General features: G+C 73.4%; 25 protein-coding genes. 12 read left to right on the top strand and 13 right to left on the bottom strand.

What is annotated here, in order from left to right:
* Positions 1-101: 101 nt before the first annotated feature.
* The gene (locus tag AB0D10_RS33625) at positions 102-770 is read left to right on the top strand and encodes a GNAT family protein (RefSeq protein WP_360262764.1); all 669 of its coding nucleotides are present in this window, start codon (positions 102-104) and stop codon (positions 768-770) included.
* A 33-nt stretch (positions 771-803) separates the two neighbouring features.
* Here the strand turns inward: AB0D10_RS33625 and AB0D10_RS33620 are convergent, their stop codons facing one another.
* The 3 genes from AB0D10_RS33620 to AB0D10_RS33610 form a co-directional block, all read right to left on the bottom strand.
* On the bottom strand, positions 804-1,538 hold the full coding sequence (locus AB0D10_RS33620; RefSeq protein ID WP_360262763.1) for an HAD family hydrolase: 735 nt from the start codon (positions 1,536-1,538) through the stop codon (positions 804-806).
* A gap of 151 nt (positions 1,539-1,689) precedes the next feature.
* Positions 1,690-3,330: a phosphoglucomutase (alpha-D-glucose-1,6-bisphosphate-dependent) gene (pgm, locus tag AB0D10_RS33615; RefSeq protein ID WP_360262762.1), complete on the bottom strand. Its 1,641-nt coding sequence runs from the start codon at positions 3,328-3,330 to the stop codon at positions 1,690-1,692.
* 148 nt (positions 3,331-3,478) lie between these two features.
* Positions 3,479-3,778: a YciI family protein gene (locus tag AB0D10_RS33610; protein ID WP_360262761.1), complete on the bottom strand. Its 300-nt coding sequence runs from the start codon at positions 3,776-3,778 to the stop codon at positions 3,479-3,481.
* A gap of 407 nt (positions 3,779-4,185) precedes the next feature.
* Between AB0D10_RS33610 and AB0D10_RS33605 the strand changes: the two genes are divergently transcribed.
* From AB0D10_RS33605 to AB0D10_RS33590, 4 genes are read left to right on the top strand one after another with little or no spacing between them, the layout of a single operon-like run.
* Positions 4,186-5,340, top strand: coding sequence for a ThiF family adenylyltransferase (locus tag AB0D10_RS33605; protein ID WP_360262760.1), 1,155 nt, complete (start codon positions 4,186-4,188; stop codon positions 5,338-5,340).
* The gene (locus AB0D10_RS33600; protein ID WP_360262759.1) at positions 5,333-6,607 is read left to right on the top strand and encodes an MFS transporter; all 1,275 of its coding nucleotides are present in this window, start codon (positions 5,333-5,335) and stop codon (positions 6,605-6,607) included. The genes AB0D10_RS33605 and AB0D10_RS33600 overlap by 8 nt, the downstream gene beginning before the upstream one ends.
* On the top strand, positions 6,600-8,597 hold the full coding sequence (locus AB0D10_RS33595; RefSeq protein WP_360262758.1) for a prolyl oligopeptidase family serine peptidase: 1,998 nt from the start codon (positions 6,600-6,602) through the stop codon (positions 8,595-8,597). Before AB0D10_RS33600 ends, AB0D10_RS33595 begins: the two co-directional genes overlap by 8 nt.
* Positions 8,594-9,757, top strand: coding sequence for a CapA family protein (locus AB0D10_RS33590; protein WP_360262757.1), 1,164 nt, complete (start codon positions 8,594-8,596; stop codon positions 9,755-9,757). Before AB0D10_RS33595 ends, AB0D10_RS33590 begins: the two co-directional genes overlap by 4 nt.
* On the opposite strand, the gene AB0D10_RS33585 is transcribed toward AB0D10_RS33590, so the two are convergent.
* On the bottom strand, positions 9,730-10,644 hold the full coding sequence (locus tag AB0D10_RS33585; RefSeq protein WP_360262756.1) for an AfsR/SARP family transcriptional regulator: 915 nt from the start codon (positions 10,642-10,644) through the stop codon (positions 9,730-9,732). The two genes, AB0D10_RS33590 and AB0D10_RS33585, sit on opposite strands and share 28 nt — an antisense overlap.
* Positions 10,645-11,301: 657 nt before the next feature.
* Between AB0D10_RS33585 and AB0D10_RS33580 the strand changes: the two genes are divergently transcribed.
* Both AB0D10_RS33580 and AB0D10_RS33575 read left to right on the top strand, forming a co-directional pair.
* Positions 11,302-11,658, top strand: a complete 357-nt coding sequence (locus tag AB0D10_RS33580) for a hypothetical protein (protein ID WP_360262755.1) — start codon at positions 11,302-11,304, stop codon at positions 11,656-11,658.
* Between the two features lie 133 nt (positions 11,659-11,791).
* On the top strand, positions 11,792-13,294 hold the full coding sequence (locus AB0D10_RS33575) for an FAD-binding protein (RefSeq protein WP_360262754.1): 1,503 nt from the start codon (positions 11,792-11,794) through the stop codon (positions 13,292-13,294).
* Between the two features lie 94 nt (positions 13,295-13,388).
* Here the strand turns inward: AB0D10_RS33575 and AB0D10_RS33570 are convergent, their stop codons facing one another.
* A complete protein-coding gene (locus AB0D10_RS33570) occupies positions 13,389-14,891 on the bottom strand; it encodes a multicopper oxidase domain-containing protein (protein ID WP_360262753.1) in 1,503 nt (500 codons plus the stop codon).
* A gap of 321 nt (positions 14,892-15,212) precedes the next feature.
* Between AB0D10_RS33570 and AB0D10_RS33565 the strand changes: the two genes are divergently transcribed.
* From AB0D10_RS33565 to AB0D10_RS33555, 3 genes are read left to right on the top strand one after another with little or no spacing between them, the layout of a single operon-like run.
* Positions 15,213-16,715, top strand: coding sequence for an aminotransferase class I/II-fold pyridoxal phosphate-dependent enzyme (locus AB0D10_RS33565; RefSeq protein WP_360262752.1), 1,503 nt, complete (start codon positions 15,213-15,215; stop codon positions 16,713-16,715).
* Positions 16,712-17,392 carry a hypothetical protein gene (locus tag AB0D10_RS33560; protein ID WP_360262751.1) on the top strand — a complete coding sequence of 227 codons (681 nt, stop codon included), beginning with the start codon at positions 16,712-16,714 and terminating at the stop codon, positions 17,390-17,392. Before AB0D10_RS33565 ends, AB0D10_RS33560 begins: the two co-directional genes overlap by 4 nt.
* Entirely contained in the window at positions 17,389-18,051 is a 663-nt protein-coding gene (locus AB0D10_RS33555; RefSeq protein WP_360262750.1) for a DUF6875 domain-containing protein, read from the top strand. Before AB0D10_RS33560 ends, AB0D10_RS33555 begins: the two co-directional genes overlap by 4 nt.
* Before the next feature lie 649 nt (positions 18,052-18,700).
* Here AB0D10_RS33555 and AB0D10_RS33550 read toward each other — a convergent pair.
* The 8 genes from AB0D10_RS33550 to AB0D10_RS33515 all read right to left on the bottom strand — a co-directional run bounded on the left by AB0D10_RS33550 (position 18,701) and on the right by AB0D10_RS33515 (position 23,768).
* Complete coding sequence (locus tag AB0D10_RS33550; protein ID WP_360262749.1) at positions 18,701-19,498, bottom strand: hypothetical protein; 798 nt, start codon at positions 19,496-19,498, stop codon at positions 18,701-18,703.
* The gene (locus AB0D10_RS33545; protein ID WP_360262748.1) at positions 19,488-20,456 is read right to left on the bottom strand and encodes a hypothetical protein; all 969 of its coding nucleotides are present in this window, start codon (positions 20,454-20,456) and stop codon (positions 19,488-19,490) included. The genes AB0D10_RS33550 and AB0D10_RS33545 overlap by 11 nt, the downstream gene beginning before the upstream one ends.
* 17 nt (positions 20,457-20,473) lie before the next feature.
* Positions 20,474-21,355, bottom strand: coding sequence for an ABC transporter permease (locus AB0D10_RS33540; protein WP_360262747.1), 882 nt, complete (start codon positions 21,353-21,355; stop codon positions 20,474-20,476).
* Positions 21,315-22,169, bottom strand: a complete 855-nt coding sequence (locus AB0D10_RS33535; protein WP_360262746.1) for an ATP-binding cassette domain-containing protein — start codon at positions 22,167-22,169, stop codon at positions 21,315-21,317. Before AB0D10_RS33535 ends, AB0D10_RS33540 begins: the two co-directional genes overlap by 41 nt.
* A complete protein-coding gene (locus tag AB0D10_RS33530) occupies positions 22,166-22,726 on the bottom strand; it encodes a MarR family transcriptional regulator (protein ID WP_360262745.1) in 561 nt (186 codons plus the stop codon). Before AB0D10_RS33530 ends, AB0D10_RS33535 begins: the two co-directional genes overlap by 4 nt.
* A 49-nt stretch (positions 22,727-22,775) precedes the next feature.
* Positions 22,776-23,243, bottom strand: a complete 468-nt coding sequence (locus AB0D10_RS33525; RefSeq protein WP_360262744.1) for an NUDIX domain-containing protein — start codon at positions 23,241-23,243, stop codon at positions 22,776-22,778.
* Between the two features lie 76 nt (positions 23,244-23,319).
* The gene (locus AB0D10_RS33520) at positions 23,320-23,568 is read right to left on the bottom strand and encodes a hypothetical protein (RefSeq protein WP_360262743.1); all 249 of its coding nucleotides are present in this window, start codon (positions 23,566-23,568) and stop codon (positions 23,320-23,322) included.
* 2 nt (positions 23,569-23,570) lie between these two features.
* Positions 23,571-23,768 carry a hypothetical protein gene (locus tag AB0D10_RS33515; protein WP_360262742.1) on the bottom strand — a complete coding sequence of 66 codons (198 nt, stop codon included), beginning with the start codon at positions 23,766-23,768 and terminating at the stop codon, positions 23,571-23,573.
* A gap of 115 nt (positions 23,769-23,883) precedes the next feature.
* Here AB0D10_RS33515 and AB0D10_RS33510 point away from each other — a divergent pair, with 115 nt between their 5' ends.
* Positions 23,884-24,726 carry a helix-turn-helix transcriptional regulator gene (locus AB0D10_RS33510; RefSeq protein WP_360262741.1) on the top strand — a complete coding sequence of 281 codons (843 nt, stop codon included), beginning with the start codon at positions 23,884-23,886 and terminating at the stop codon, positions 24,724-24,726.
* Positions 24,711-24,917, top strand: a complete 207-nt coding sequence (locus AB0D10_RS33505; protein WP_360262740.1) for a DUF397 domain-containing protein — start codon at positions 24,711-24,713, stop codon at positions 24,915-24,917. The genes AB0D10_RS33510 and AB0D10_RS33505 overlap by 16 nt, the downstream gene beginning before the upstream one ends.
* The last annotated feature ends 215 nt before the right edge of the window (positions 24,918-25,132 follow it).

Genomic DNA, 25,132 nt, shown 5'->3' with positions numbered 1-25,132 from the left:
GGCGGCGTTCCCGGAACGGCACCGCCCCGGGGTGAGCAGGGGTCGGCATGCCGGCGGGAAACCCCGGTGCGCCGGGGGTGGCACACCGGCACACTGGCCCGATGCTCATCGACCACTGGCCCCTGTTCGGGCTGCGCGTGACCTCGCCCCGCCTGGAGCTGCGGCTGCCCACCGGGGACGAACCGGCCCAGGTGGCCGACCTCGCCGCCCGCGGCATCCACCCGCCGCACACGCGCCCCTTCCTGTCCCCCTGGGGCGAGTTGCCGCCCGCCGAACGCGCCCGGCACGTGCTGCGGATGCACTGGCGGCGGCTGGGCCGCTGGACACCGCGGGACTGGGCGCTGAACCTGGTCGCCTTCCACGAGGGACGCCCGGTGGGCGTCCAGGACGTGCGGGCCGAGGAGTTCGGCGTGCGCCGCGAGGTCGTCTCGGGCTCCTGGGTCGGCCTGGAGCACCAGGGCGCGGGCTTCGGCACCGAGATGCGCGCGGCGATGCTGCACCTGCTGTTCGCCGAACTGGGCGGGCAGTGGGCCACGTCGCTGTCCTTCACCGACAACGCGCCCTCCCTCGCGGTGTCCCGCAGGCTCGGCTACCGCGACGACGGCATCGAGCGCGACGTCCTGGACGGCCGGGTCGTGGAGTCCGTGCGGCTGCGCCTGTCCCGGGAGGACTGGGCGCGGCACGCGACGGTCCCGGTCACCGTGACCGGTCTGACGGACGGCTGCCGCGAGATGCTCGGCGCCACCCCGACGCCCACGCCTACCGTCTGACACCCGGCTCGGCGTCCGGCTCGGCGCCCGGTCTCAGGCCCCGTCCGTGGCGGCTTCCAGGGCGGCGGGCAGGTCCGTGAGGGAGTGCAGGACGCCGATGCCCTCGCCGGCCGGGGCGCCGGTGCCGGAGCGGTCGAGCCAGAAGGCGCGCAGGCCCGCGTCGCGGGCGCCGAGCGCGTCGACGTCGTACTTGTCCCCGACGTAGGCGACTTCGTGCGGGGCCAGGGCCAGGCGTGCGCAGCCGGCCAGGAAGATGCCCGGGGCGGGTTTGGCCTCGCCGTGTTCGTCGGAGCAGACCAGCACCGCGTCGGTGAAGTGGCCCAGCAGGCCGACGGCTTCGAGTTTGCGGCGCTGGTGGGCGGTGGAGGAGTTGGAGACGATCCCGAGCCGGTGGGAGGGCGCGAGGGTGGCCAGGACGGGCGCGGCGTCGGGGAAGGCGGCCCGGGCCGTGTCGCGGTGGGCGGTGTACCCGGCGAACCAGGCGGCGGCCCGCTCGTCCGGCAGGTGCCGGGCGCCGTCGTCGCCGAGGCGGGTGAGGAACCGGCGGGTGCGTTCGTGCTGCTGGCCGGCGAAGGTCAGCTCACCGGCCAGGAAGCGCGCGTACTGCTCCTCCATGACGGCCCGCCACAGTGCCACCGCCGCGGCGGGCGCGGGGAAGCGGTCCAGCAGGCGCAGGTCCCGCAGGTGGGCGAGGATGCCGGCTTCCTCCGAGCCCGAGTAGTCGAACAAGGTGTCGTCGACGTCGAAGAGCACGCCTCTGATCGGCACGGTCCGTTCCCTCCCGTTCGTGCTGCGGCGCCGGTGTGCCGGCGGCCGTAGGGACCCTACGCGACCGGCGGGCGGGTGCCGGTACGGCCGCGGGGGTGCGGGCGCGGGTGCCGGTACGGCCGCGGGGGTGCGGCCGTACCGGCGGGCGGGTTCAGCCGCCGAGGACCTCGTTGACCAGGGCGCGGGCCTCGTCCTGGACGCGGGTGAGGTGGTCGGGGCCGTGGAAGGACTCGGCGTAGATCTTGTAGACGTCCTCGGTGCCGGAGGGGCGGGCGGCGAACCAGGCGTTGTCGGTGCAGACCTTGATGCCGCCGATCGGGGCGCCGTTGCCGGGGGCGTCGGCGAGGACGGCGGTGATCTTCTCGCCGGCGAGTTCGCCGGCGCCGACCCGCTCGGGGGACAGGCGGGCCAGGCGGGCCTTCTGCTCGCGGTCGGCGGGGGCGTCGACGCGGGCGTAGGCGGGGGCGCCGTGGCGCTCGGTCAGTTCGCGGTAGCGGGCGCTGGGGGTGGCGCCGGTGACGGCGGTGATCTCGGAGGCGAGCAGGGCCAGCAGGATGCCGTCCTTGTCGGTGGTCCACACCCCGCCGTCGCGGCGCAGGAAGGAGGCGCCGGCGCTCTCCTCGCCGCCGAAACCGATCGAGCCCTCCAGCAGGCCGTCGACGAACCACTTGAAGCCGACCGGGACCTCGACCAGGGTGCGGCCCAGGTCGGCGGCGACGCGGTCGAGCATCGAGGAGGAGACCAGGGTCTTGCCGACGCCGGCGTCGGCGGGCCAGTCGGCGCGGTGGCGGTAGAGGTAGTCGACGGCCACCGCGAGGTAGTGGTTGGGGTTCATCAGCCCGCCGTCGGGGGTGACGATGCCGTGCCGGTCGGCGTCGGCGTCGTTGCCGGTGGCGATGGCGTAGTCGGCGCGGCGGGTGATGAGGGAGGCCATCGCGAACGGCGAGGAGCAGTCCATGCGGATCCTGCCGTCCCAGTCCAGGGTCATGAACCGCCAGGTCGGGTCGGTCAGCGGGTTGACGACCGTCAGGTCCAGGCGGTGGGTGTCGGCGATGCGCGCCCAGTAGTCCACCGACGCGCCGCCCAGCGGGTCCGCGCCGATGCGCAGGCCCGCCGCGCGCACCGCGTCCAGGTCCAGGACGGAGGGCAGGTCCTCGACGTAGGCGGTGAGGTAGTCGTGGCGGGCGGTGGTGGCCGCGGCCAGCGCCCGCGCGTACGGGACCCTCCTGATGCCGCGCAGGCCCTCGCGGATCAGCTCGTTGGCGCGGTCCTGGATCCACCCGGTGGCCTGTGAGCCGGCCGGGCCGCCGCTGGGCGGGTTGTACTTGAAGCCGCCGTCGCGCGGCGGGTTGTGCGAGGGGGTGACGACGATGCCGTCGGCCAGCGCGCGGGGGCTGCGCCGGTTGTGGGCGAGGATCGCGTGCGAGACCGCCGGGGTGGGGGTGTAGCCGTCGGCGGCGTCGATCAGCACGTGCACGCCGTTGGCGGCCAGCACCTCCAGGGCGGTGACCTTCGCCGGTTCGGACAGGGCGTGGGTGTCCGCGCCCAGGAACAGCGGCCCGGCGACGCCCTGTTCGGCGCGGTACTCGCAGATCGCCTGCGTGGTCGCGGCGATGTGGTCCTCGTTGAACGCCGCGTCCAGCGACGAGCCCCGGTGCCCCGAGGTCCCGAACGCCACCCGCTGCCCGGGCTCCTGCGGGTCCGGGTGCAGCGCGTAGTAGGCCGTCACCAGCCGCGCCACGTCCACCAGGTCACCGGCCTGCGCCGGCTGCCCTGCCCGTGCGTGTGCCATCCGTCTTCTCCCGCCACTTCCGACTTGTGTCCGGTCCGCTTCCGTGCCCGTGCTCACCGATCGTAGCCAGAACGCGACGGTGCCCCGAACCGCACACGGCGCTGCGGGGCGCGGCGGCACGACGTCTCCCGGCGCAGGCCCCCCGGGTTCAGCCTGGCAGCCGCTGGCGGTAGGCGTCCAGGACGGGCGCGGTGGTGGTCGCCAGGAACTCGGTGACCCGGTACGCGCACAGTCCGGCGACCACGAACGGGTCGGTGGCCACCAGTGCCTCGATCGCGGCCCGGTCCTCCCCGGCCGCCAGGATCACCCCGCCCTCGCGCGGCACCTTGCGCCCGGAGGCGAGGAAGGTGCCCGCCGCGTAGTGCGTCTCCAGCCATGCGATGTGCTGCGCCAGCGCGGCGTCGATCTGCTCCAGCGGGGCGGTGTAGCTCAGCTCAAGTACGAACATGCGTCCAGGCTAGGCCCGTTCGGGCAGGGGCCTGCGGCGGGGGGTGGGCGGGCGCGGATGCGAACCGCCGCAGCCGAAGCGGGGCCCGTGGCTGCGTGACCCCGCCGAGGGGTGTCAGCGGCGTGTCAGGGATGAGTCAGGACGCTTTGGCAGGCTTCGGGGTGGCAGAACCTCAGGGCTCTGCCGGAACTGAATCCCACGCCCGTAGGCAGAGACGAGGTGATCCGCATGAAGATCCGTAAGGTTGCCGTCGCCAAGGCCGGCTCCTCGCCGCGCTGAATCCGGCAGGGGTTGTGAAGAACACCCTGCCGGGGGCCCATCCGCGCGAATCGGATGGGCCCCTTCGCACCGGCGACGGATGCCGTCCGGCGCCGGCAGTCGTACTCGACGATACCGAGGACTTCACCATGAGCGACTCCGCGCTGCCCGCGCTGCCGAAGGTCCGGCCGATCTATGACGTGATGTACCTGGAGGGCCGGATCCGGATGGGTTCCGGTCCTGCGTACGCCAGCGAGATCGAGGACCCGGACGGCCGCTGGGCCACGCTGGTCAGGTTGCTCGACGGCAGCAGGAGCATCGCCCGGCTGCAAGGCGAACTCGACGGCAGGCTCAGCGCGGACGAGGTGCTCGAGGGAGTCGGGACCCTCCATGAGGCGGGCTTCCTGGAGGACGGGGGTACCAACCCGCCGCAGGAGCTCACGGCCGACGACCTGCGCCGGTACGCACCGAACCTGAACTTCTTCCGTACCCGCGCGTCCGCGAGCGAGGACTTCCACGCCCCGCAGGTCGTGCTGAAGAACACCCGGGTGCTGGTGCTGGGCATGGGCGGTATCGGCACCAATGTCTGCATGGCGCTGGCCGAGCTCGGCATCGGCAGCATCACCGGCCTGGACTTCGACCGGGTCGAGCTGAGCAACCTCAACCGGCAGGTCCTGTACTCCACCCCGGCGGTGGGCAGGCCGAAGGTGGACGTGGCCGCGGAGCGGATGGCGCGGTTCAACCCCGACATCGAGTTCGACACGATCGAACGGCGACTCACCTCGCTGTCCGATGTGGAGGCCGTCATCGACGCCGCGGCCCCGGACTTCGTCTTCTGCCTGGCCGACAAGCCGAACGGGTGGATCGACTTCTGGGTCAACGAAGCCTGCGTGAAGCGTCGGATCCCTTACACCGCCGGCAGCATCAGCGCCCACCTCGGCACGGCCTACAGCGTGGTGCCGGGTCAGGGCCCCTGCTACCAGTGCATCGTCGACGGGGAAACCGCCGAGCACGCCGAGTTCGCCGAGATCCTGGAGTACGTGCGGATCCACGACCTCGACTCCAGCAACGGCGCACTCGGGCCGGCCTGCATGTTCCTCGGCTACTTCCTCTCCTACGAGCTGCTGCGCGAGCGCCTCGGGTTCGGGCCGGTGCTCGCCTCGGGGAAGCTCCTCGAGATCGACTTCGTGACGTTCCAGCAGCAGTGGCACACCACCGTGCGCCGCCCGGACTGCCCGGTGTGCAGAACCGCGGTCCCGGCGACCCCCGCCTCGCCGGAGCCGCTGGACGAGCCCCGTGGCTGAGTCGGCCCCCGGCCCGCGGTCGGCGGACCCCCTCCTGCGCAACCGGCCCTACCAGGCGATGTTCTGGTCGCAGACCTGCACCGACCTCGCCGAGCAGTTCCTGATCGTGTCGATCGCCTGGGCCGCCCTGCACACCTTCGGCGGCGGCCGCCTGGGTCTGGTCCTGGCCGCCTGGGCGATCCCGCGCGGACTGCTCCTGCTCTTCGGCGGTGTCCTGGCCGATCGCAAGGACCGCCGCGCGGTCGGGATTTCGGTCGGGGCACTGCTGTGCCTGCTGAACCTGGCCGCCTCCGCCATCACCCACCGGAGCGAGCTGTGGGCCTGGCTCGCCCTGGCCGTCTGCCTGGGGGTCCTGGACGCGGTCCGGCTTCCCATCGGGGCCTCGATGCTGCCGCTGCTCGTCGACAGGGAGCGCCTGGTGCAGGCGAACCGCTGGGTCAGCCTGCGCGAGTGGGGCGCGATGACGGGTGGACCCGCGCTGGGCGGTGCCCTGGTCGCCCTGCTGGGGAGCGGCGGCACGCTGTTGACCGCGGCGGGCATGTACGCCCTGAGCAGTGTGCTGCTGACGTTGCTGCCGCCGCTGGGCCGGGGCCGGGAGGAGGCCCGCAAACCGGTCCTCGTGGAACTGTCCGGCGGTCTCGCCTTCGTGCTGCGCCACCGTCGGCTGCGGGTCCTGCTCCCGACGTTCGCGATGGCCAACCTGTTCGTCCTGGGGCTGATCGGGGTGGGCATCCCGCTCTTCGCCAAGGAGGTCGTGAAGGCGGGCCCGCAGGGCCTGGGCATCCTCTCCGGTGCGTTCGGCGCCGGCCTGGTGCTCGGCACTCTGCTCTGCCACCGGCTGCCCACGCGGTGGCAGCAGTCCCAGCGGGTCATCTTCGGCCTGTTCATGGTGAGCGACGGCCTGCTGGCCGTGGTGGGGTTCGCTCCGAACCTGCCGCTCGCCGCAGTGGCGTACGCCGCCGGCGGACTGGCCGCAGGACCCGCTGCCACGTACTACCGCACGCTGCTCCAGGCCCTCCCGCCCGAGGAGTACCTGGGACGGGTCAACAGCATCGCCCGCGCGACCTCCTTCGGGCTCGAACCGGCTTCGACCGCGGGTGTCGGTGCGCTCTCCGCCCGGCTCTCCGCGGCAACCCTGCTCATCGTCGGCGGCTGCGCCGCGGCCGTGGTGGACCTGACCGGGCTGGTGCTCAGCAGCCGCAGGACACCGACCGAGGCCGACGCCGGGAGCGAACCCCTGGTCTGCGCAGGTGCCCAGGATGGATGAGAACGAGGCCCTGGCCGAGGAGGCGGCGCGCTGGGAGGCGTACGCCGAGCCGCTGGGCCGTCTGTGCGAGCTGCTGTGCGAGGAGTTCGCCCAGCAGACCCCGAACGCGACTCCGCTCCCGCTGGCGATCCACCGGTGCACGACAGGCACGTTCGCGCTCGTCCTGACGCCGGGGCAGTCGCAGCCCCGGCTCCTGGAGTGCGTCGAGGGCGCCCCGGCCCCGGGCCGCTGCATCGTCGACTTCGCCCAGGAGGCCGAGTCCGCAGCCGCAGGCGGCACGGCGGAGTTCATCCTCGGCGACGTGGTCCTCGACCCTCAGGGCCGGTATCTCGCGTACACCGTCGACACCAGCGGCGCCGACACCTTCGAGGTGCGCCTGCGGACCCTGCCGGCAGGAGAGTCGGTGACCGTGGCCGAGGCGGCGGCGCCGTCGCTCGCCTGGGACAGCGGGCTGGACCGCGTCGTACACCTTCGGGTCGACGGGCAGCTGCGCCCGGTCGAACTGCGCGCCACCGATCCGCGCAGCGGCGACACGGTCCGCCTCGCCGCGCTGGCACCCGGCGGTGACTACGTCGAGCTGGCCACGAGTTCGGACGGCACCGAGGTGCTGGCCGCGATCGAGCAGCATTCCCGGCGCAGCATGTGGGTGCTGGACCGCGCGGCAGGAGGACTGTCCCCGCTGCGCGAGCCCCGCCCGGGAGAGCGGGTGTACGCCGATGTCCGCCAGGGCCGCTGCGTGATGGCGGTGTCCGGTGCCGCGGACGGGGATGCCGTACTGCTCGCCGAATCGCTCGATGACCTGCCGGTGCCGGACGAATCGTGGGCGGTGGTGTGCCGGGCGTTCGACGGTGCGCACTTCGAGGACGTCGCCCTCGATGCGGACCATGTCCTCGTGCTGGAGCGGCGCGCAGGCCGGCGGCTGCTGCGCTGCCCGCTGCCCGGGGTGCGGGGACGGCAGGAGTCCGTCGGCTTCACGGCGGACCGCGGGCCCCGGGACGGCGGTTCCCCGGCATCGGGCATCCGGTTCGTGGCCGGGCTGCGCCCGGCCGGGGCACCGCTGGAGCTGGTGCGTTCCTGCTGGGACCAGGAGGCACGGTGGTACCGGCTGGCCACGGGCAGGACGGTCGCCCACCCCTTTCCGGGCGCCGGCCCGGCGGCTGCCGCCCCCGCCACGACCGGCGGACCGGGCATCACCGTGCTCGAAACGGCCGTGGCCTCGGCGGACGGCGTGCTCGTACCGCTCACCGTCCTGCGACCTGCCGGAGCCGTGGGCCCGCTGCCCACCGTGCTGTACGCCTACGGGTCGTACGGCATCCCGGTCGACCCCGACTACTCGCTGTTCCGGCCCTCGCTGTTCCGGCGGGGTGTCAGTTTCGCCATCGCCCATGTGCGCGGCGGCGGCGAGCTGGGCCCCGCATGGCACGAAGCCGGGCGCGGCGCGGGCAAGCTGAGCGCTGTGCAGGACTACCTCGGGTGCGCTCGGCACCTGTTCGCGCAGGGCCTGACGGCACCGAGGTCGCTTGCGGCACGCGCCCGCAGCGCCGGCGCCGCGCTGGTCGGCGCCGCGGTCAACCAGGAGCCCGGCCTGTTCGCCGCCGCCGTCCTGGAGGTCCCCTTCGTCGACTGCCTGCAGACCCTGCTGCGCGCCGACGATCCGCTGACGGAGCTGGAGTGGGACGAGTGGGGGAACCCTCTCGCCGACCCGCGGGCCAGGGCCGTTCTGGCCGCGCTCGCACCGGTGGACAACGTCCGGCCGGCCGCGTATCCGGCCATGCTGCTGACCGGCGGCCTCTCGGACACCCGGGTCGCGGTCGCCGAACCGCTGCGTCTGGCCTCGGCCGTGCGTACGGCGAGCACGGCCGGGCGTCCGGTGCTGGTGCGTGTCAACGGTGTCGGCCACCTGGGGCATTCCGAGGTGGCCGAGGACTGGCAGGACGAAGCGGCCGTCCTGGCCTTCGTCCTGACCGAACTCGGGAAGGACGACGCGTGATCCGCATCCTGTCGGTCGGTGATGTCTTCGTGGACCGGCCTGAGCCCGCGGCGGGATTCGCCCCGCTGGCCGGGCTGCTGGCCACCGGGGACATCGTCTTCGGGAACTGCGAAGGCGCCCACTCGCGGTCGGCGGACCGGGCCCCGCAGGCCAAGGGGCCTCAGGTGTCCGCGCCGGAGAACGCCGAAGCCCTGCGCACGCTCGGGTTCGACGTGATGTCCCTGGCGAACAACCACAGCGTCGACGGCGGACACGAAGGCCTGCGGCAGACCGTCGCCGCACTGCGCCGGCACGAGATCGAGGCGGTGGGAGCGGGAGAGAACCTCGGGGAGGCGTTCGAGGCCCGCCTGCTCACCCGGAATTCGCTCACCGTCGCCTTCGTCGCGCTCTCCACGGTCTTCCCGGCGGGGTACGAGGCGCGCGCGGGAGTACCGGGCATCGCCGCCCTGCGAGCCCACACCTTCTACGTCAACCCGGACCCCTCGTGCTGGAACCCCGGCGCCGCCCCGCAGATCGTCACCGCCGTCGACGAGGACGACTGCGGCACGGTCGAGGAAGCGGTGCGCAGCGCCGCCGCCAGGGCGGACGTGACCGTGGTGGGCGTGCACTGGGGCGATCCGTTCCGCCCCTTCGCGCTCACCGACTGCGAGCCCCAGGTCGCCCGGCTGCTCGTGGACGCCGGAGCGGACGTCGTCCTGGGACACCATCAGCACCTGCTGCGCGGCGCCGCATTCCTCGACGGCGCTCCCGTCTTCTACGGGCTCGGAAACATCGCCTGCGATCTGCCCGCCCTCGCCGCGGACCTGCTCCGGGAGACCCCCGACGCCCCGTACGACGACGAGGACGCGTGCCTGCGGACCTACGGCGAGTACGGGATCTACCCTCGCGCGGGCTACCCGTTGCTGCCCTTCCACTCCGACGCCAGGCGGACGGTGGTGGCACGCGTCGACGTCGACGGGACGGGGGTGCTCGACTGCGGGCTGTACCCGTGCCGCATAGAGCCGGACGGGGCCGTGCGGCCGCTGCGCGTCGCGGACCCCCGGCACGGGGAGGACCTCGCCTACCTGCGTACCTGTCTGGCCCATGTGCCCGGGCCCGCGGAGCTGGAACCGACCGAGTCCGACGGCTACGCCTACTGGCGGCTGGTCCCCGGGGGCTGACTCCGGGGCGCGGTGCGGGCCTTGCACGGAACCTGACGCAGCGGCGTCGATGTCCTGGCCTGTCTGTCGTCGCCCGAACCGGTCGCCAGAGCGGGGCGTCGCTCCGGGAGGGGCGGTGCGGGCCATCCGGGCCTCTGCAGGGCGGGAGCGTGGTCCAGGATGGCCTGTTCGAGGGCGCACAGCCGCGGGGACGGGTCGAGCCCGAGCTCGTCCGCGAGCCGGGACCGGAGGCTGCGGAACGCGTCGAGCGCCTCCACCTGGGACCCGCTGCGGTAGAGCGCGAGCATGTAGTGCTCGCAGAAGTCCTCGCGCAGGGTGTACTGGCTGTGGACCGCCTGGATGTCCGCCAGCACCGCGGCATGGCGGCCCCGTTCGAGTTCGATGTCGAACAGGGTCGCCAGTCCGCGCAGCCGGTAGGCCTCGTAGCGTTCTCCGGCGGCCCGCAGCAGGTCGCGGCCGGTGCTGTCGGCGATGGGTCCCTGCCACAGTGCCAGACTCGCCCGGACCTGCCGGAGCGCGGCGTCCGGATTGTCGAAACGCAGCCGCGCCGCCCGGTCTATCCCGTTGGCGAAGACGGCGGTGTCCAGTTCGATCCCGTCTAGGTCGAAGCGGTAGCCCTGCGGATGTCCCTGCACACGGCCCGCTCCCCGGCCCGGCTCGATCGTGGCGAGGTGTCGGCGGATCCGGCTGATATGGGCCTGGAGGGCGTTTTCGGCATTGCCGGGAGCCTTCCCGCCCCAGAGCTCCTCGATGAGGACGTCGTGCAGGACCGGCCGCCCCTCGCTCACCAGCAGGATCTGGAACAGCAGCCGCCGGTATTCGCCCGTGATGTCGACAAAGCCGCCGGCGGTCTCGACCCCGACCCGGCCGAGCGCGCAGTACCTCACCGGACCGTCCCCATGGGGCAGGAGGCCGGGAGAGCCCGGGTCGGGCGGTAACGCACCGAGAACTCGCAACCCACCACGTATGCGCACACGTTGTCCCTTCTCCGAAGGCCAGAGACGATGAAGGAGCATGCCGCGAACGGTAGTTGCCGAATGATCTATACCCCGAAAGCCATGTCCTCGCGGTTTCCGGTGCGGTATGGAATGTCAACGCCCGTGCGCGGCGCCCGGGTTGCCCACAGGAAGAAGAGGCACTGCGCTGCGCGTCCGGGACCGGAGGGCGGCCGCGCGACGGGCGCACGGGGGGCGGCGACAACCGCGGCCACGGGCTGCTGTGGCGGTCATAGCGCACTCCCCCATCACTGCGCGGTGCTGTCCGGCGTCGTCCGCCACCACTGTGCCGCAGCGTGCGCCGGGGGCCGCGAGAGTTTCTCCGCCCCGACCCCCGGAAGGGTGCCGACCCCAATCCTGCCAGCTCGGGCAAGGATTTCGGTAGGACACAGCACACCCTTTTTCCGTCTTGCCGCGAGGTGGGCGCGGGCCGCAGACTCGTGCGACATCCCACCCCCTTGCACGGCCTGACGTGCCGGTGCCCCCGTTGCGGGCGGCCGGCGCGTGGAGCCGTCGTGCCCGGGGGCGGGTGAGTGGACGGAACCGGCGATGGGGGAACACACGATGAGCGGGACGGGCGTGCACGGGGACCTGGTGCTGCGGGCGCGGGTTCGGCTGCTGAGCCACAACGAGCGGGTGCTGCACGGCGAGGAGGGCCTGTGGGTGTACCGGACGCTGTTCGCGGTGAGCCCGCAGGTGTACGCGTTCAAGCTCGCGCTGGTGCTGCGGGAGGCGGCCGAGGGCCCGCGGGTGGCGCACCTGCCCGAGGCGCGGGAGGCGTTGCTGGCGCAGGCGCGGGCGGTGTCGGCGCGGATCCCGGCGCACGCGCCGGTGCGTCAGGTGCGGATGTGGGAGTACTCGGTGACGGAGCTGCGGCTGGCGGAGCAGCAGGTGGGGCGCCCCTGACGGACCCGCCGGCGGGCCGGCACCGACCGTACGGGGCGGGGCCGGGCGGGGCGGTCGTGCGCGGTGGTAGGCGGTCGCGGGATGGTTGCGGTACAACAATCCCTATTTGACGACTGATCGGAGAAATTCTGATATGAGCAGGTCAGGACTGTCGCGCCGCGCCCTCCTCGCCGGTGCCGCGGCCGGTGCCGGCGCCGCCGTCGTCGGCTGGGACACCTCCGCCCGGGCGTGGGCCGCCGAGCCGGGCGCCGACATCGCGCAACTGCCGTCCCTGGAAGGGACGGTGACGCTGCAGGGAGCCGGGGTGGAGCGGTTCGCCTCCGACTTCGGGCACCTGGTCAGCGCGGCGCCGCGGGCGGTGCTGCGGCCCGCCTCGGTGCGGGACGTGCAGAAGGTGGTGGCGTTCGCGAGCAGGCACCGCATTGCGGTGGCGGTCAACGGGCAGAGCGGGGACGTGTCGCAGGTCGGCGAGGCCGGGCTGGAGTCGCACTCCAGCTACGGCCAGGCCAACCCGCGCGGAGGGATCGCGATCGACGCCCGCGGCCTGTCGCAGGTCGTCTCGGTGCGGCCGGGGCGTGCCGTGGTGGAGGCGGGGGCGACGTGGGCACAGGTGGTCGAGGCGGGGCTGGCGGTGGGCTGGGTGCCGCCGTGCCTGACGGACTACCTGCACCTGTCGGTGGGCGGGACGCTGAGCGTGGGCGGGATCGGCGGCGCGGTGCAGCGCTTCGGCCTGCAGGCGGACCGGGTGCTGGAGCTGGAGGTGGTGACCGGGACCGGTGAGCTGGTGACGGCCTCCCCCGCCCGCAACCGGGAGCTGTTCGAGGCCGTGCTGGGCGGCGGCGGGCAGGTGGGGATCATCGTGCGGGCCACCCTGGCACTGGTGCCGGTACGCGAGCGCGCCCACGTGTTCTCGCTGTACTACGACGACCTGGACACCTACCTCGCCGACCAGGAGAAGGTGATGGCCGAGGGCCGCTTCGACCTGCAGGTCGGTGACGTGGAGCGCAGCGCGGACGGGTCGCGGTGGCGGTACAAGGCGGAGCTGGTGGCGTTCGCGGACGCGGGGCACGCGGTGGACCGCGGGGCGCTGCTGGCGGGGCTGCGGCCGGCGGCGGACGGGGTGTCGGTGGTGGAGCAGAGCTGGCGCGAGTACGCGTTCCGGGTGGACGCGTTCGCCGGGTACCTGCGGGCGGCCGGGTTCTGGGGGCTGCCGAAGCCGTGGCTGAGCGTGTTCCTGCCCGCGTCGACGGCACGGGTGTTCATGGCGGAGGCGGCCGAGGTGCTCACGCCGGCGGACCTGGGGGCGGGGCTGCTGCTGTTCTACCCGTACCTGCGCGAGCGGGTGAAGGCGCCGCTGGCGGTGCTGCCGCAGGGCGAGGTGGGCTGGCACTTCGACCTGCTGGCGTTCCCGGGGCCGGGGGCGGACGCGGCGGCGATGCTGGAGCGCAACCGGCGGCTGTACGACCGGGCGGTCCAGCTGGGCGGCAAGCGGTACCTGATCGGGGCGGTGCCGGGGATGACGGGGGCTGACTGGCGCCGGCACTACGGGGGGCTGTGGGAGCGGGTGGCGCGGGCCAAGCGCCGCTTCGACCCGGCGGGGATCCTGACGCCGGGCCAGGGCATCCACGCGTCCTGACCCGCGGGCGGCGGCGGGGCCGGCCCGCCCGGCGGGCGTCCCGGGGGGCGGGGCCGGCCGCGTGCGGGGGTGCGCGGCCGGCCCCGGGGGTGTGTCAGGCGATCTCCATCTGCGCCATCATCCCCATCGCCGAGTGGTCCAGCAGGTGGCAGTGGTACGGGTAGCGGCCGCGGTAGGAGTCGAAGGTGGCCTGCAGGCGCACGCTCTCCCCCGGCAGCAGGCGCACCGTGTCCTTGAGGCCGGACTCCTCGGGGCCGGGCGCCTTGCCGTTGCGCTCCAGCACCCGGAACTGCACCAGGTGCAGGTGGAAGTTGTGCGGGACGTCGGTGTTGGCGTTGACGACCGTCCAGATCTCCGAGGTGCCGAAGGCGATCTGCGCGTCCACCCGCGCCGGGTCGTACACCTTGCCGTCGATCAGGCCGCGCGGCGCGGCCCCGCCCGTACCCTCCTCGACCTTCAGCACCACGGTGCGCTCGCGCGCCGCCGCGCCCAGCGCGGGCAGGGTGCGCAGCAGGTCGGGGACGCTGCTGGGGTCGGCGGCCGAGCGCACCACGTCGAAGCGCATCACCTGGCCGACGTGTTCGGCGGGGCCCGGCGGCAGGGAGTTGGTGAGGACGACGCTGGAGCCGACGGGGTAGCGGGAGAAGTCGATGACGACGTCGGCGCGCTCGCCGGGCGACAGGTCGATCGTGTCGGTGGTGTGGGGGCGTTCCAGCAGGCCGCCGTCGGAACCGATCTGGGTGATGGGGCCGCCGTCGGCCAGGCGCAGGGAGAAGAAGCGCAGGTTGGAGGAGTTGAGCAGGCGCAGCCGGTAGCGGCGGGCGGCGACCTCGGCCTTGGGCCAGGGGCGGCCGTTGGCGAGGATGGTGGTGCGGTTGAAGGGGTCGTCCATGCGGTAGACGAGGCTGCCGGAGGCGTCGAAGCGGGCGTCGCGCAGGGCGATGGGCAGGTCGTAGCGGCCCGAGGGCAGGGGCAGGGCGGCTTCGGTGGCGTCGGTGAGCAGGTAGGTGCCGGCCAGGCCCCGGTAGACGTGTTCGGACTCCATGTGGTGGGCGTGGTCGTGGAACCACAGGCTCGCGTGGGGCTGGTCGTTGGGGTAGGTGTAGGTGCGGGTGGCGCCCGCGTTCAGCAGGTTCATCGGGCCGCCGTCGCTGTCGACGGGCACCTTGGAGCCGTGCAGGTGGACCGAGACGGCGTCGTCCAGCAGGTTGGTCTGGCGCACGATCACCGGCCGTCCGGAGCGGGCGCGGATGACGGGGCCGGGGAAGGCGCCGTTGTAGGTGAGGACCTCGGTGCGGTGCCCGGGCAGGACGCGGGCGAAGGAGCGGAGCATGGTGACGGCGTAGGTGTCGGCGCCGCCGGCGGTGGAGACGGGGCTGAGCAGCGGGGGCACCGGCAGCGTGGTGGTGAACTTCTCCACCAGGGCGGGTCCGGCGTCGGGGCCCGGGTCGGGGGCGTCGGTGGCCGGGTGGGTGTGGCCGGCGGCGGCGTCCTGCACGGAGGCGGCGGAGGCGGCCGGGCGCACGGTGGTGCGCAGGAGCAGCACCCCTCCCCCGGTCGCCAGGGCGGCGCCGATCATCCTGCGTCTGGTCACCATCGCGCGTTCCTCCCGTGCTGCTCCCCCGCCTGCCCGGCGGGTGCGGGGCGGCCTTGTCCGGGGGTGATTGCAGCAGCGTGCGCTTGCGCGCCGCTGGGGTCCGGCTGGGGCCGGCCGGTGGTGCGGGAGGCGGCCCGCCGGCGGTGCGGATGCCCGTGCCCGGGGGGTGGCGGCGGGTGCGGCGGCGGTGAGCTGGGCGTGTTGCGGGCGGCTTGCGCGGCGCCTGGACGGTGACTCGGGACGCACTAGAGGAACGCTCGTGATCCGAGACGGCCCGCAGCCCGGTGGGCTCGCAGAGCACTCGAAGGGAAGGGCCCAAGCGTGGACCTGGGGTACTGGCTGCCGAAGGCGGCCGAGGTGGCCGAGCGGTGGGGAGAGCGGTTCGGGACCTTCGCCGCGCACCCCTCGCACCTGGTGGACGAGGCGGACTTCGCCGCCGCGTTCGAGCGCTTCGCCAAGCGCCTGGAGCACAACTACCCGTTCTTCCACCCGCGTTACGCCGGGCAGATGGTCAAGCCGCCGCACCCGGCGGCGCTGGTGGGCTACCTGACGGCGATGCGTTTCAACCCCAACAACCACGCCTACGAGGGCGGTCCGGCGACCAACGACATGGAACGCGAGTGCGTGGCCGCGCTCGCCGGCATGTTCGGCCTGCCCTCGCACGTGGGCCACCTGACCAGCAGCGGCACCATCGCCAACCTGGAGGCGCTGTACGTGGCGCGCCAGAGCCACCCGGGCAAGGGCGTGGCGTACAGCGCGCAGGCGCACTACACCCACAGCCGGATGTGCCACGTGCTGGGCGTCGAGGGCCACGCGGTGGCCGCCGACGGCGGGGGCCGGATGGACCCGGAGGCGCTGGAGGAGGTGCTGCGCACCGGACGGGTGGGCACGGTCGTCGTCACCTGCGGCACCACCGGGCCCGGCGCCGTCGACCCGGTGCACGAGGTGCTGGCGCTGGCGCGCCGCTACGGGGCGCGGGTGCACGTGGACGCCGCCTACGGCGGGTTCTTCGCGCTGCTGGCCGGCGACGACGCCACCGCGGCGCAGCTGGACATCGACCCGGCGCCGTGGCGGGCGATCGCCGGGTGCGACTCGGTGACCGTCGACCCGCACAAGCACGGCCTGCAGCCCTACGGGTGCGGGGCGGTGCTGTTCGCCGACCCCGCGATCGGCCGGCACTTCGCCCACGACTCCCCGTACACCTACTTCACCGACGCCGAACTGCACCTGGGCGAGATCAGCCTGGAGTGCTCGCGTGCCGGCGCCTCGGCCGCCGCGCTGTGGCTGACCCTGCAGCTGCTGCCGCTGACCGCAAACGGGCTGGGCGCGGGCCTGGCCACCGGCCGGCGCACCGCGCTGGCCTGGGCCGACCTGATCGAGGCGAGTGACGAGCTGACGCTGCACCAGCGGCCGCAGCTCGACATCGTCACCTACTTCCCCACCCCCGACGGCCCGCCCGCGCTGTCCGCGATCGACGCCGCCTCCGACCGCGTGCTGCACCGGGGCATGGCCGACGAGCAGGACCCGGTGTACCTGAGCGTGCTGCGCGTGGACGCCGCCGACTTCGCGCGCCGCCACCCGGGCGTGGTGGCCGACGCCGACGGGGCGCGGGTGCTGCGCAGCGTGCTGATCAAGCCGGAGGCCCAGGCGTGGCTGCCGCGCCTGCACGCGCGGGTCGCGGCGCTGGCCGCGGAGGCGGTCTCACCGCCCGCGCCGCCCTACGCCGCACCGACCGAACCGACCGCACCGACGCCTGCACCGCCGTACGACGCACCGCCGTACGCCCCCTCGTCCGTCCCCTCGCCCGAGGAGAGTGCCCGTTGACCACCGCCACCGCCCTGCCCGCCGACGCGGGCACCGTCCCGCGGCCCGCCGCGGGCGCCGCCGTCCGCCGGGCCCGCCCCGACGAGGCGCCCGCCCTGGCCCGTCTGCTCGCCGACGCCTTCGCCGACGACGCGCTGATGCTCTGGGCCTTCCCCGACCCCGACCACCGCGCCCGGGTCATGCCCGCCTTCTTCCTCGTCCACCTCGAACAGTGCCTGGCCCATCAGGGCGTCATGGTCGCCACCGACGACGACACCGGCCTGCTGGGCGCGCTGCTGTTCCTGCCCCCGGGCGTGTGGGAGGACCCGGGCCGCGCCGACGGCGCCGCCACCCGCGCCCTGACCGAGGCCATCGACGCCGACCGGTACGGCGAGTCCGCGCGCCGTCTGGCCGCCATCACCCGCCTCCAGCAGCGCCGCCACCCGCGCCACCGCCGCCACCACTACCTGGCGTTCATCGGCGTGCACCCCGACGCCCGCGCCGCCGGCACCGCCGAGGCGCTGCTGGGCGCCGTCCTCGCCGAGGTCGACGCCGCCGGCCAGGCCGCCTACGCCGAGACCAGCTCCGCCGGCGGCGCCCGCCTGTGCGGGAACCACGGCTTCACCCGTTTCGGCGAGGCCATCGCCCTGCCCGGCGGCGGACCCCGCCTGGCCCCGGTCTGGCGGGGGCCCCGGTGACCGCGCCCGCGCCCGCCGCCGGCGCCCTGCGCCTGTTCAGCGCCGAGGACATCGACGCCGGCCACGCCGCCGCCCACCCGGAGGCCGTCGAGGTCCTCGCGTGGGCCCGCCACTTCCTCACCGCCGCCCACCCCGACCTGGGGCGCAGCGGTCCGGTCTGTCCCTACACCCAGCCCTCGCTGCGCCGGGGCCTGTTCCACCTGGCCGTCGCGGACGGTGACGGCAACGGCGACCTGCCCGCCCTGGTCGGTGAACTGCGCGCCCGTTACGACGAGTTGCTCGCCGGGCTGAGTGAGGAGTCGGACCGTGAGCTGCTGACCGTGCTGCTGGTGCTGCCGCACCTGGACCGCGCGGACTCCACGGCGCTGGACGAGGCGCAGCGCAAGGCCAAGGACGAGTTCGTCGAGCAGGGCCTGATGATCGGCCAGTTCCACCCGGTGTGCGAGGAGCCGGGGCTGTGGAACCGGACGTTCCGTCCGCTGCGGGCGCCGGTGCCGCTGCTGGCGGTGCGCAAGCTGCTGGTCTTCGACCTGCCGTTCCTCACCGGGGACGAGACGCACCTGAACCACTACCTGGCGCGGTTCGCGCCCGAGGTGCCGGCCCGTATCCGCGACCAGCTGGTGAACAGTGTGCGCGCCCACCAGCGGTCCGCCGCCTGACCCACCCTCCCCTGCGCGCGCGGGGCCGGCCGGCGCCCGGCTCCGCGCGCGCACCCCTTTTGCGGGGGTGTCATTGACCTCGGCTCGCCGGGGTGGACCTCGGCGAGTTCCCGATGGGCCCGGCGCGGTGGGCCGGAGGCCCTCGTCCGCACCTGTGCCCGGATGCTGGTCGGGTTGTGGGGAGCCGGGCACCGCGGACGACGTGCGCGTGCCGGCGTACGCGGACACGGTGATGACACCGGTGATGGTGCCGGTGGAGACCGCGGTGCGGGCGAGTCCCCGGGGCGGTGCCCCTCGGCCGGGTCGATGCCGGGGCCTCGGGCAGCGCGGCGGCCGTGGACGCGGGTCGGCCGCCCGCCGGCCGAGCCGATGGTGACGCGTCGGCTCCGGGTGTCAGGCGGCCGTCAGGAGGAGGGCGCCGAGAGCGACGGTGGCGAGGCCGGTCAGCAGGGGCCCGGGCGCGGAACGCGTTCCTGGCCTTGTCGTCGTCGAACGTGCCGAAGAAGCCCGCCATCACGAAGAAGGAGGCGGCCCCGGCCGTGATCGTCAGGGTGAGGTCGGACCGGGCGAGCCGGAACAGGCCCAGCCAGGCTGCCGAGAGCGCCGCGGCGGCCACGGCGAACGGCCACCCGGCCGGGCCGGGCGGTCGTCACCCGAGGGTCTCTCGGCGCCGCGGCGGGCGGGGCCTTTGCACGGACCAGAGGACGAGGCCGTCGATCACCGCGTTGAGGCCGAGGAACGCCAGGAGCATGGCGGGTGAGTCGGCCTCGCCGGGGAGTTCGGGTGCGACGCGGCCGGCCGGGTCCATCCGCACGGTGTCGTCCGGGGCCTCGTTCCGGGGCGGGTAGAAGGAGATCCCGTTGATCGCGGTGCCGACCAGGGTCAGCCACCCCTCCCAGTGGTCGAGGTGTTCGGTGGTGAAGACGGCCGCGAGCACATGGGGGCTCCACGGGTGCGCGAGCAGCACTTCGAGCTGACGCACGGTGGTGACGCCCGACCCCGGCAGGCCGTACGCCGCTCCCGGCACCGGGACAGCCAGGTCACGGACGGTCACGACGGCCCGGCCGAGCGGGAAGTCGATGACCGCGACGTCGGCGTCCGGCCAGGCCCGGGCGAGCTGTTCGGCCGCGCGCTGCGGGTAGGTGCCCGGAGGATCGAGCGCCTCGGAGCGGACGAAGAAGGTCAGCATGCCCTGGACGACGGAGCCGTCCTCCGCCTGCACCAGGCAGCTGGACACGTGGACCGCGCCCTCGCGCAGTTGCGCCTGGAGGGCGGTCTCGGCCGCGACGGCGATGCCGAGCTTCTGCTCCGGGTCGGCGGAGGTCAGCACGTCGAGCCCGTCCAGGACCCGGCCCATGCGTTCGCCCGGGTCCTCGGCCAGGTCGATGCCGGTGAACCCCTCCGGCAGGGAGAGCCAGAACGACGGGACGGTCGCGTCAGAGGACACTGCCCACCCCCCATGCCCCGGTCGTCAGGACGCCGGCGCCGCCGAGCAGTTTGGCGACGATCCGGGTCTTGCCGCTGCCTCCGGCCCCCACACCGTAGGCGTTGACCGCGTTCCCGGCGCCGGTGGTGTAGTTGATGCCGGCGGTCAGCCCCGGCCCCGGGTCGTCCTCGAAGAGCCCGACGGCGGTGGGCGCGGTCAGGGCCAGGCCGGTGGTGGCCTGCACGCCGTCGGAGACGTTCTGGGCTGCTGCCGGGGACAGCTTGAGCTTCGCGGCATTGCCCTCGATGACCTTGGTGAACAAGGGGTTGGACGGGTCGATCGCCTCGGCTGCCGTACGCACCTCGGTGACGCCGCTTCCCGCGGCGAGCTTGACGCCTGCGCCCGCGGCACGGGACGCCCGGTAGGCGCTGACCCCTCCCTTGACGACGGCGCCGCCGGGAAGGGCACCGACGGGATCGCCCAACAGGGTCAGATCGTTGCCGAGATTGGTCATGCTGGTCGGAACCAGCCCGCTCACCCCGTACTTCACCGCGTGCGCGGTCGCCGCGGCGAGGCTCAGGGCGATGGCGGCCAGGGCGAGGGGCGGGAAGAAGATCGCCGCGACGCCGGCGACGCTCGCGGCCACGGTCAGCAGGTCGGCGCCGTGTTTGCCGAACCAGTCGCCGACCTTGTCCAGCCAGCCCGGTTCCGGCGGGGCCTTGCTGTCGGCGGCCTTGCGGATGGCGTCGGCGGTCTTGTGGGCGTCGTCGGTGTGGGTGGTGTGCAGGGTGGCGCCCTGGCTCTGGAGGTGGCCCAGTTCGTCGCCCGCGCTGCAAACGGTGGCGGCGGCCTCGTCGAGGTGCTTCCTGGCCGTGTTGTAGCGGGCCGTGGCGTCGGGGCACGCCCTGACCCCGGTCCCGCGGCAGCAGACACCGCCGGAGCCGTCGCCCGCCGCCGGCGCGCAATCGGCCCGGGACACGGTCTGCGACCGGAGTATCAGCGGGCCAGGCGGCCCATCAGGGCGGAGGCGGCGGCGATGCCCGCCAGGGCGGCGAAGGCGAGGACGGCGAAGTCCAGCGGCAGGTGGGCGGGGGTGCCGATGAGCAGGCCGCGCAGGGCGTCGACCTGGTAGCTGAGCGGGTTGGCCTTGCTGACGGCCTGCAGCCAGCCCGGCATCAGGGCCACCGGGTAGAGGGCGTTGGAGGCGAAGAACAGCGGCATGGTGATGGCCTGGCCGATGCCCATCAGGCGGTCGCGGGTCAGCACGATCCCGGCGATCGCCATCGACAGGCAGGAGAAGAACGCCGAGCCGAGGACCACCGCCACCACCACGCCCAGCAGGCGTAGCGGGTTCCAGGTCATGGCGACGCCGAGCAGGGCGGCGATCACCACGACGACCGCCGCCTGCAGGACGGCCTTCACGCCGGCGGCGAAGGCCTTGCCGGTCACCAGTGCCGCCCTGGGGGTGGGGGTGACCAGCAGTTTGGTGAGGACGCCGGAGTCCCGCTCCCAGATGATCATGATGCCGTAGAAGATCGCGATGAACATCGCGGACTGGGCGATGATGCCGGGCGCGAGGTAGTCCAGGTAGGGGATGCCGCCGGTGGGGATGGCCTTGATGCGGGTGAAGGTCTGGCCGAAGATCAGCAGCCACAGGGCGGGCTGGATCGCCCGGGTGTACAGCTCGGTGCGGTCGTGGCGCAGCTTCTGCAGTTCGACCGCGCACATCGCCGCCACCCGGGCCGGCACCACGCGCCAGCCGGTGCGGCCGCGCGGGGGCACCAGCAGCAGGGACAGGTCCGGGCCGGGGCCCTGTCCGGGGCCGCCGGCGGGGGGTTCAGCCGACGCGGCCTGCGGTACGGCGGGTACGGCGGACATCACCGAAGTCTCCTTCCGTGGCGTCGGCCAGGTCGCGGCCGGCGTAGTGGCGGAACACGTCGTCCAGCGTGGGCTCGTCGAGGCCGCCGTCCGCCTCGCGGAGCCGGTCCTTGAGCTCGGCGGGGGTGCCGAGCGCGCGGATGCGGCCGCGGTCCATCAGGGCGATGCGGTCGCAGTGGCGGTCGGCCTCGTCCATGTAGTGGGTGGTGACCAGCACGGTCATGCCGGTGGCCCGGCGCACGGCGTCCACGCGTTCCCACACGCCGGTGCGGGCGATCGGGTCCAGGCCGATGGTGGGTTCGTCCATGACCAGCAGGCGCGGGGCGCTGACCAGGGCCTGGGCGAGTTCGAGGCGGCGCACCATGCCGCCGGAGTAGGTGGCGGCCATCCGGTCGGCGGCGTCGGTGAGGTCGACGGCGGCCAGCGCCTGGGAGACGCGTTCGGCGCGTTCGGCGCGGGAGACGTCGAAGACGCGGGCGAACAGGGCGACGTTCTCTCGCCCGGTCAGCCCGGAGTCGGCGGACAGCTGCTGCGGCACGTAGCCGAGCAGGCGGCGCACCTCCATGGGGCGGCGGGTCGCGTCGTGGCCGAAGACGCTCACCATGCCGGTGCCGACCGGCAGCAGGGTGGTGATCGCGCGGATCGTGGTGGTCTTGCCGGCGCCGTTGGGGCCGAGCAGGCCGAACACCTCACCGGTGCGCACGGTCAGGTCGATGCCGTCCACGGCCCGCGTCTCGTGGCCCTTGCCGCGCCCGTGGCGGAAGGTGTACTCCAGGCCCCTGCACACCACGGCCTCGGGCTGCGCCTCGCTCATCGCCCCTCCCCGGGCAGGTCGGCCAGGTCGGGGCGGTCGGGCAGGTCTGGGAGGTCGGGGAGGTCCGGCAGGTCGCGCAGGCCGAGGTCCGGCAGGTCGCGCAGGCCCTGGGCGACGGAGCGCAGCGCGGGCAGGGCCCGGGCGAGGGCGTCGCGCTGGTCGGCGGGCAGGCCGTCGACGATCTCCTCCATCAGCACGCGGCGGCGCCGGCGCCAGGCCTCGATCCGCTCCACGGCCGCGTCCGTGACGTACAGCAGCGCGGCGCGGCGGTCGGCGGGGTCGACCTCGCGGCGCAGCAGGTTCTGGGCGACGAGCTGGTTGACCAGGGTGGACACCGAGTTCCCGGCCAGGCACAGCTCCTCGGCGGCCTCGGAGACCCGCAGGCCGGGGCTGTCCATGGCCAGGCGCAGCAGTTCGACCTGCGCGCCGCGCAGCCGGGGTTCGGCCGTCGCCCGGCGCAGGCGGCGGCGGACCAGGCGCTGGATCCCGACGAGCAGGGCGGAGAACTCGTCGGCCGGCGCGGCATCGAGCGGTGGTGCGGGCTCCGTCGCGGTCACACCCCCATTTTAGCTCTCAGTGAGAGGTATCCGTCGAGGGTGCGGAGGTTCAGGCCGCGCGCTGGCCGTGCAGGAGGACGGGCAGGGCGCAGCCGGCCAACGCCTCGGTGATGCGGGCGAACTGGGCGGGGGCCGTGCGGTGCGGGAGGTCGTGCACGGGGACGAAGCGGGCGCCGAGCAGGCCGCTGCGGTGCTGCGGCGGGACGCTCAGGCGGGCGTCGTCGCGCACGGTGCCGCCGTCGAAGACGAGGTTGAGGCGTTCCAGGTAGCGGTCGGCGGGGGTGAAGTCGACCGCGACGACGCCGCTCAGGCGCAGGTGCAGGCCGGTCTCGGCGTGCAGGTGCCTCGCCGCCGCGACGTGCGGCGGCTCGTTGGGCTTCGCGGCGCCACCGGGAAGGATCATGCCGTCCATGTAGTCGGGGTCGACCAGCAGGACGTCCCCGCGCCGGTTGCGCACGAGGACGAGACAGCCCAGCCGGCACACCGGCGGCTTGGCGAGGAGGCGGGGGTCGCGCATCGGGGCAGTTCACTTCCTGATCACGGGGAGGAGCACGAGAGAACAGCCCGCCCACCACAGCAGACGGGCCAGGAGTTCAGTCGTCGTGCGTCAGGCGCTCGTACCGCAGCCCCTTGCGCAACAGGTCCAGGAGACGCAGCAGTTCGAGCGGCCGGGCCGAGCCCAGGTCGACCAGGTAGTTGCCCGTGCCCCGGCCGTACTCCCAATCGACGGCGATGGAGGGCAACTTCACCCCACCCAGGGCCAGCACGGACAGCAGGTCCTCCACGACGGAGGCGGCCTGCCGGCGCTGCTCGGCCGTGGCACGGGAGAGGATGGAGGACACGCTCACTCCCCCGGCCGCTTGTGGACCTCGAACTGGCGCCACGCGTTGTAGGCGTCGTCGAAGAAGGTGAACGAGGCGATCTCACCGCCGGGTTCGCGCAGCCACTCCCCCGTCATCTCGTTACGGACCCGGAAGCGACGGGTCTCCGGATCGAGGCGCACCCCGTACCCGTGCGAGCGAGGAACCTGGTCAGGAGTCATGGGAGAACCCTCCGCGATCGATGTTTCACGTTCCGTGCACATCGTGGCCCAGCGTCACCTAGCATCGGAAGCGTCAAACGACTTGACCCAGCGGGCACGTTGTTTTGGAGCGGCCATGGTGAACATCAAGGAAATCGACCCGGCATCCGGCCCCTGGGCCCCCTTCGCGGTCCAACTCCGCAACTCACGCAGGGCGAAGGGTCTCCTGCAGCACCAGCTCGCCCGCAAGTGCGGGGTCAGCGCGTCCTACGTCTCGTTCGTCGAACTTGCGCGCCGTCCCCCGAGTGAAAAGTTTGCTACCAAGGCCGACGAAGTCCTGGAAACGGGCGGGACTTTGATGCTGATGTGGTGGCAACACAAGCACACGGCGCTGGTGCCAGGCTTCCCCGAGTACGCCAACTACGAGAACAGCGCGGAGAAGATCAAGCTCTTCGAGATCAACGTCATTCACGGTCTTCTGCAAACCAAGGCCTACGCAACGGCCTGGGAGCAGGGGAACATCAAACGCGGCACTGCCACACCAGAACAAGCCGAGGAGCGCATCAGCTACCTCCTCACACGACAGCAGACCCTCCACCGCACGCCTTCACCCGTCGTCCATGCAGTGTTGGACGAATGCTGCCTCAGGAGGACCATCGGCGACCGAAAGGTGATGGTCGAGCAACTGCTCCACCTCGAACGGCTGGCCGACCAGCCAGGCTTCTTCATTCAGGTTGCCCCGTACTCGCTCGGCGCGAGCCGACCGTTCACGCGCGCAGTGACCATGTTGGAGATGCCAGGACGCAAGGTGCTCGCTTACTGCGAGACCGAGCAACGCGGCTACCTGGACCGTGATACCGAGTCGATCTCGTCCCTGGCCAGGGACTACGATCAGCTGCTGGTCGAGGCCATGAATCAGGCCGACTCAGTAGCTATGATCCGCTCGGTACGGAGGGACCTCGAATGGATGTCAACCTGACCCACGCTTCCTGGCGCAAGAGCACGTACAGCGGTAGCGGTGGCCAGTGCGTCGAGGTGGCAGACGGCTTCACCGGCATCGTCCCGGTCCGTGACTCCAAGGACCCGAGCGGCCCGGCGCTTGTCTTCCCCTCCTCCGCCTGGCAGTCCTTCGTCACCGCCATCCGCACCGGCGAATTCGGCACCGCCTGAGGTTGTTTGGGCGCCGCCGACCCGGCCCGGGGCGGCGGCGCCCTCTCGGCACACCCCTCCTACGAGCCCGGCCTCCCGCCGCCCGCGCAGCGCACTCAGGGGTAGTAACTCTGGCCCCGGGGAAGCGTCGTGGGAAGTCGGCCCTGCCGGCTTCCCGCTCCACCCGGCCGATCAGGAGGAACCGCCGATGACCGGCAACGCCTCCGTCGACCCGG

Origin of the sequence: Kitasatospora sp. NPDC048545 (genome assembly GCF_040651155.1) — a bacterium.
Taxonomy (GTDB): domain Bacteria; phylum Actinomycetota; class Actinomycetes; order Streptomycetales; family Streptomycetaceae; genus Kitasatospora.
Note: the sequence above shows the minus strand (reverse complement) of the source record. Positions and strands in the feature narration are given on the sequence as shown.

What these genes read in the sequence shown, in the direction of transcription:
- AB0D10_RS33605 (WP_360262760.1), top strand. Translation starts at nt 4,186, where the DNA reads ATGAGCGACTCCGCGCTGCCCGCGCTGCCGAAGGTCCGGCCGATCTAT.
- AB0D10_RS33515 (WP_360262742.1), bottom strand. Translation starts at nt 23,768, where the DNA reads ATGACTCCTGACCAGGTTCCTCGCTCGCACGGGTACGGGGTGCGCCTC.
- AB0D10_RS33580 (WP_360262755.1), top strand. Translation starts at nt 11,302, where the DNA reads ATGGGGGAACACACGATGAGCGGGACGGGCGTGCACGGGGACCTGGTG.
- AB0D10_RS33505 (WP_360262740.1), top strand. Translation starts at nt 24,711, where the DNA reads ATGGATGTCAACCTGACCCACGCTTCCTGGCGCAAGAGCACGTACAGC.
- AB0D10_RS33610 (WP_360262761.1), bottom strand. Translation starts at nt 3,778, where the DNA reads ATGTTCGTACTTGAGCTGAGCTACACCGCCCCGCTGGAGCAGATCGAC.
- pgm (WP_360262762.1), bottom strand. Translation starts at nt 3,330, where the DNA reads ATGGCACACGCACGGGCAGGGCAGCCGGCGCAGGCCGGTGACCTGGTG.
- AB0D10_RS33525 (WP_360262744.1), bottom strand. Translation starts at nt 23,243, where the DNA reads ATGCGCGACCCCCGCCTCCTCGCCAAGCCGCCGGTGTGCCGGCTGGGC.
- AB0D10_RS33625 (WP_360262764.1), top strand. Translation starts at nt 102, where the DNA reads ATGCTCATCGACCACTGGCCCCTGTTCGGGCTGCGCGTGACCTCGCCC.
- AB0D10_RS33595 (WP_360262758.1), top strand. Translation starts at nt 6,600, where the DNA reads ATGGATGAGAACGAGGCCCTGGCCGAGGAGGCGGCGCGCTGGGAGGCG.
- AB0D10_RS33540 (WP_360262747.1), bottom strand. Translation starts at nt 21,355, where the DNA reads ATGTCCGCCGTACCCGCCGTACCGCAGGCCGCGTCGGCTGAACCCCCC.
- AB0D10_RS33535 (WP_360262746.1), bottom strand. Translation starts at nt 22,169, where the DNA reads ATGAGCGAGGCGCAGCCCGAGGCCGTGGTGTGCAGGGGCCTGGAGTAC.
- AB0D10_RS33570 (WP_360262753.1), bottom strand. Translation starts at nt 14,891, where the DNA reads ATGGTGACCAGACGCAGGATGATCGGCGCCGCCCTGGCGACCGGGGGA.
- AB0D10_RS33575 (WP_360262754.1), top strand. Translation starts at nt 11,792, where the DNA reads ATGAGCAGGTCAGGACTGTCGCGCCGCGCCCTCCTCGCCGGTGCCGCG.
- AB0D10_RS33510 (WP_360262741.1), top strand. Translation starts at nt 23,884, where the DNA reads ATGGTGAACATCAAGGAAATCGACCCGGCATCCGGCCCCTGGGCCCCC.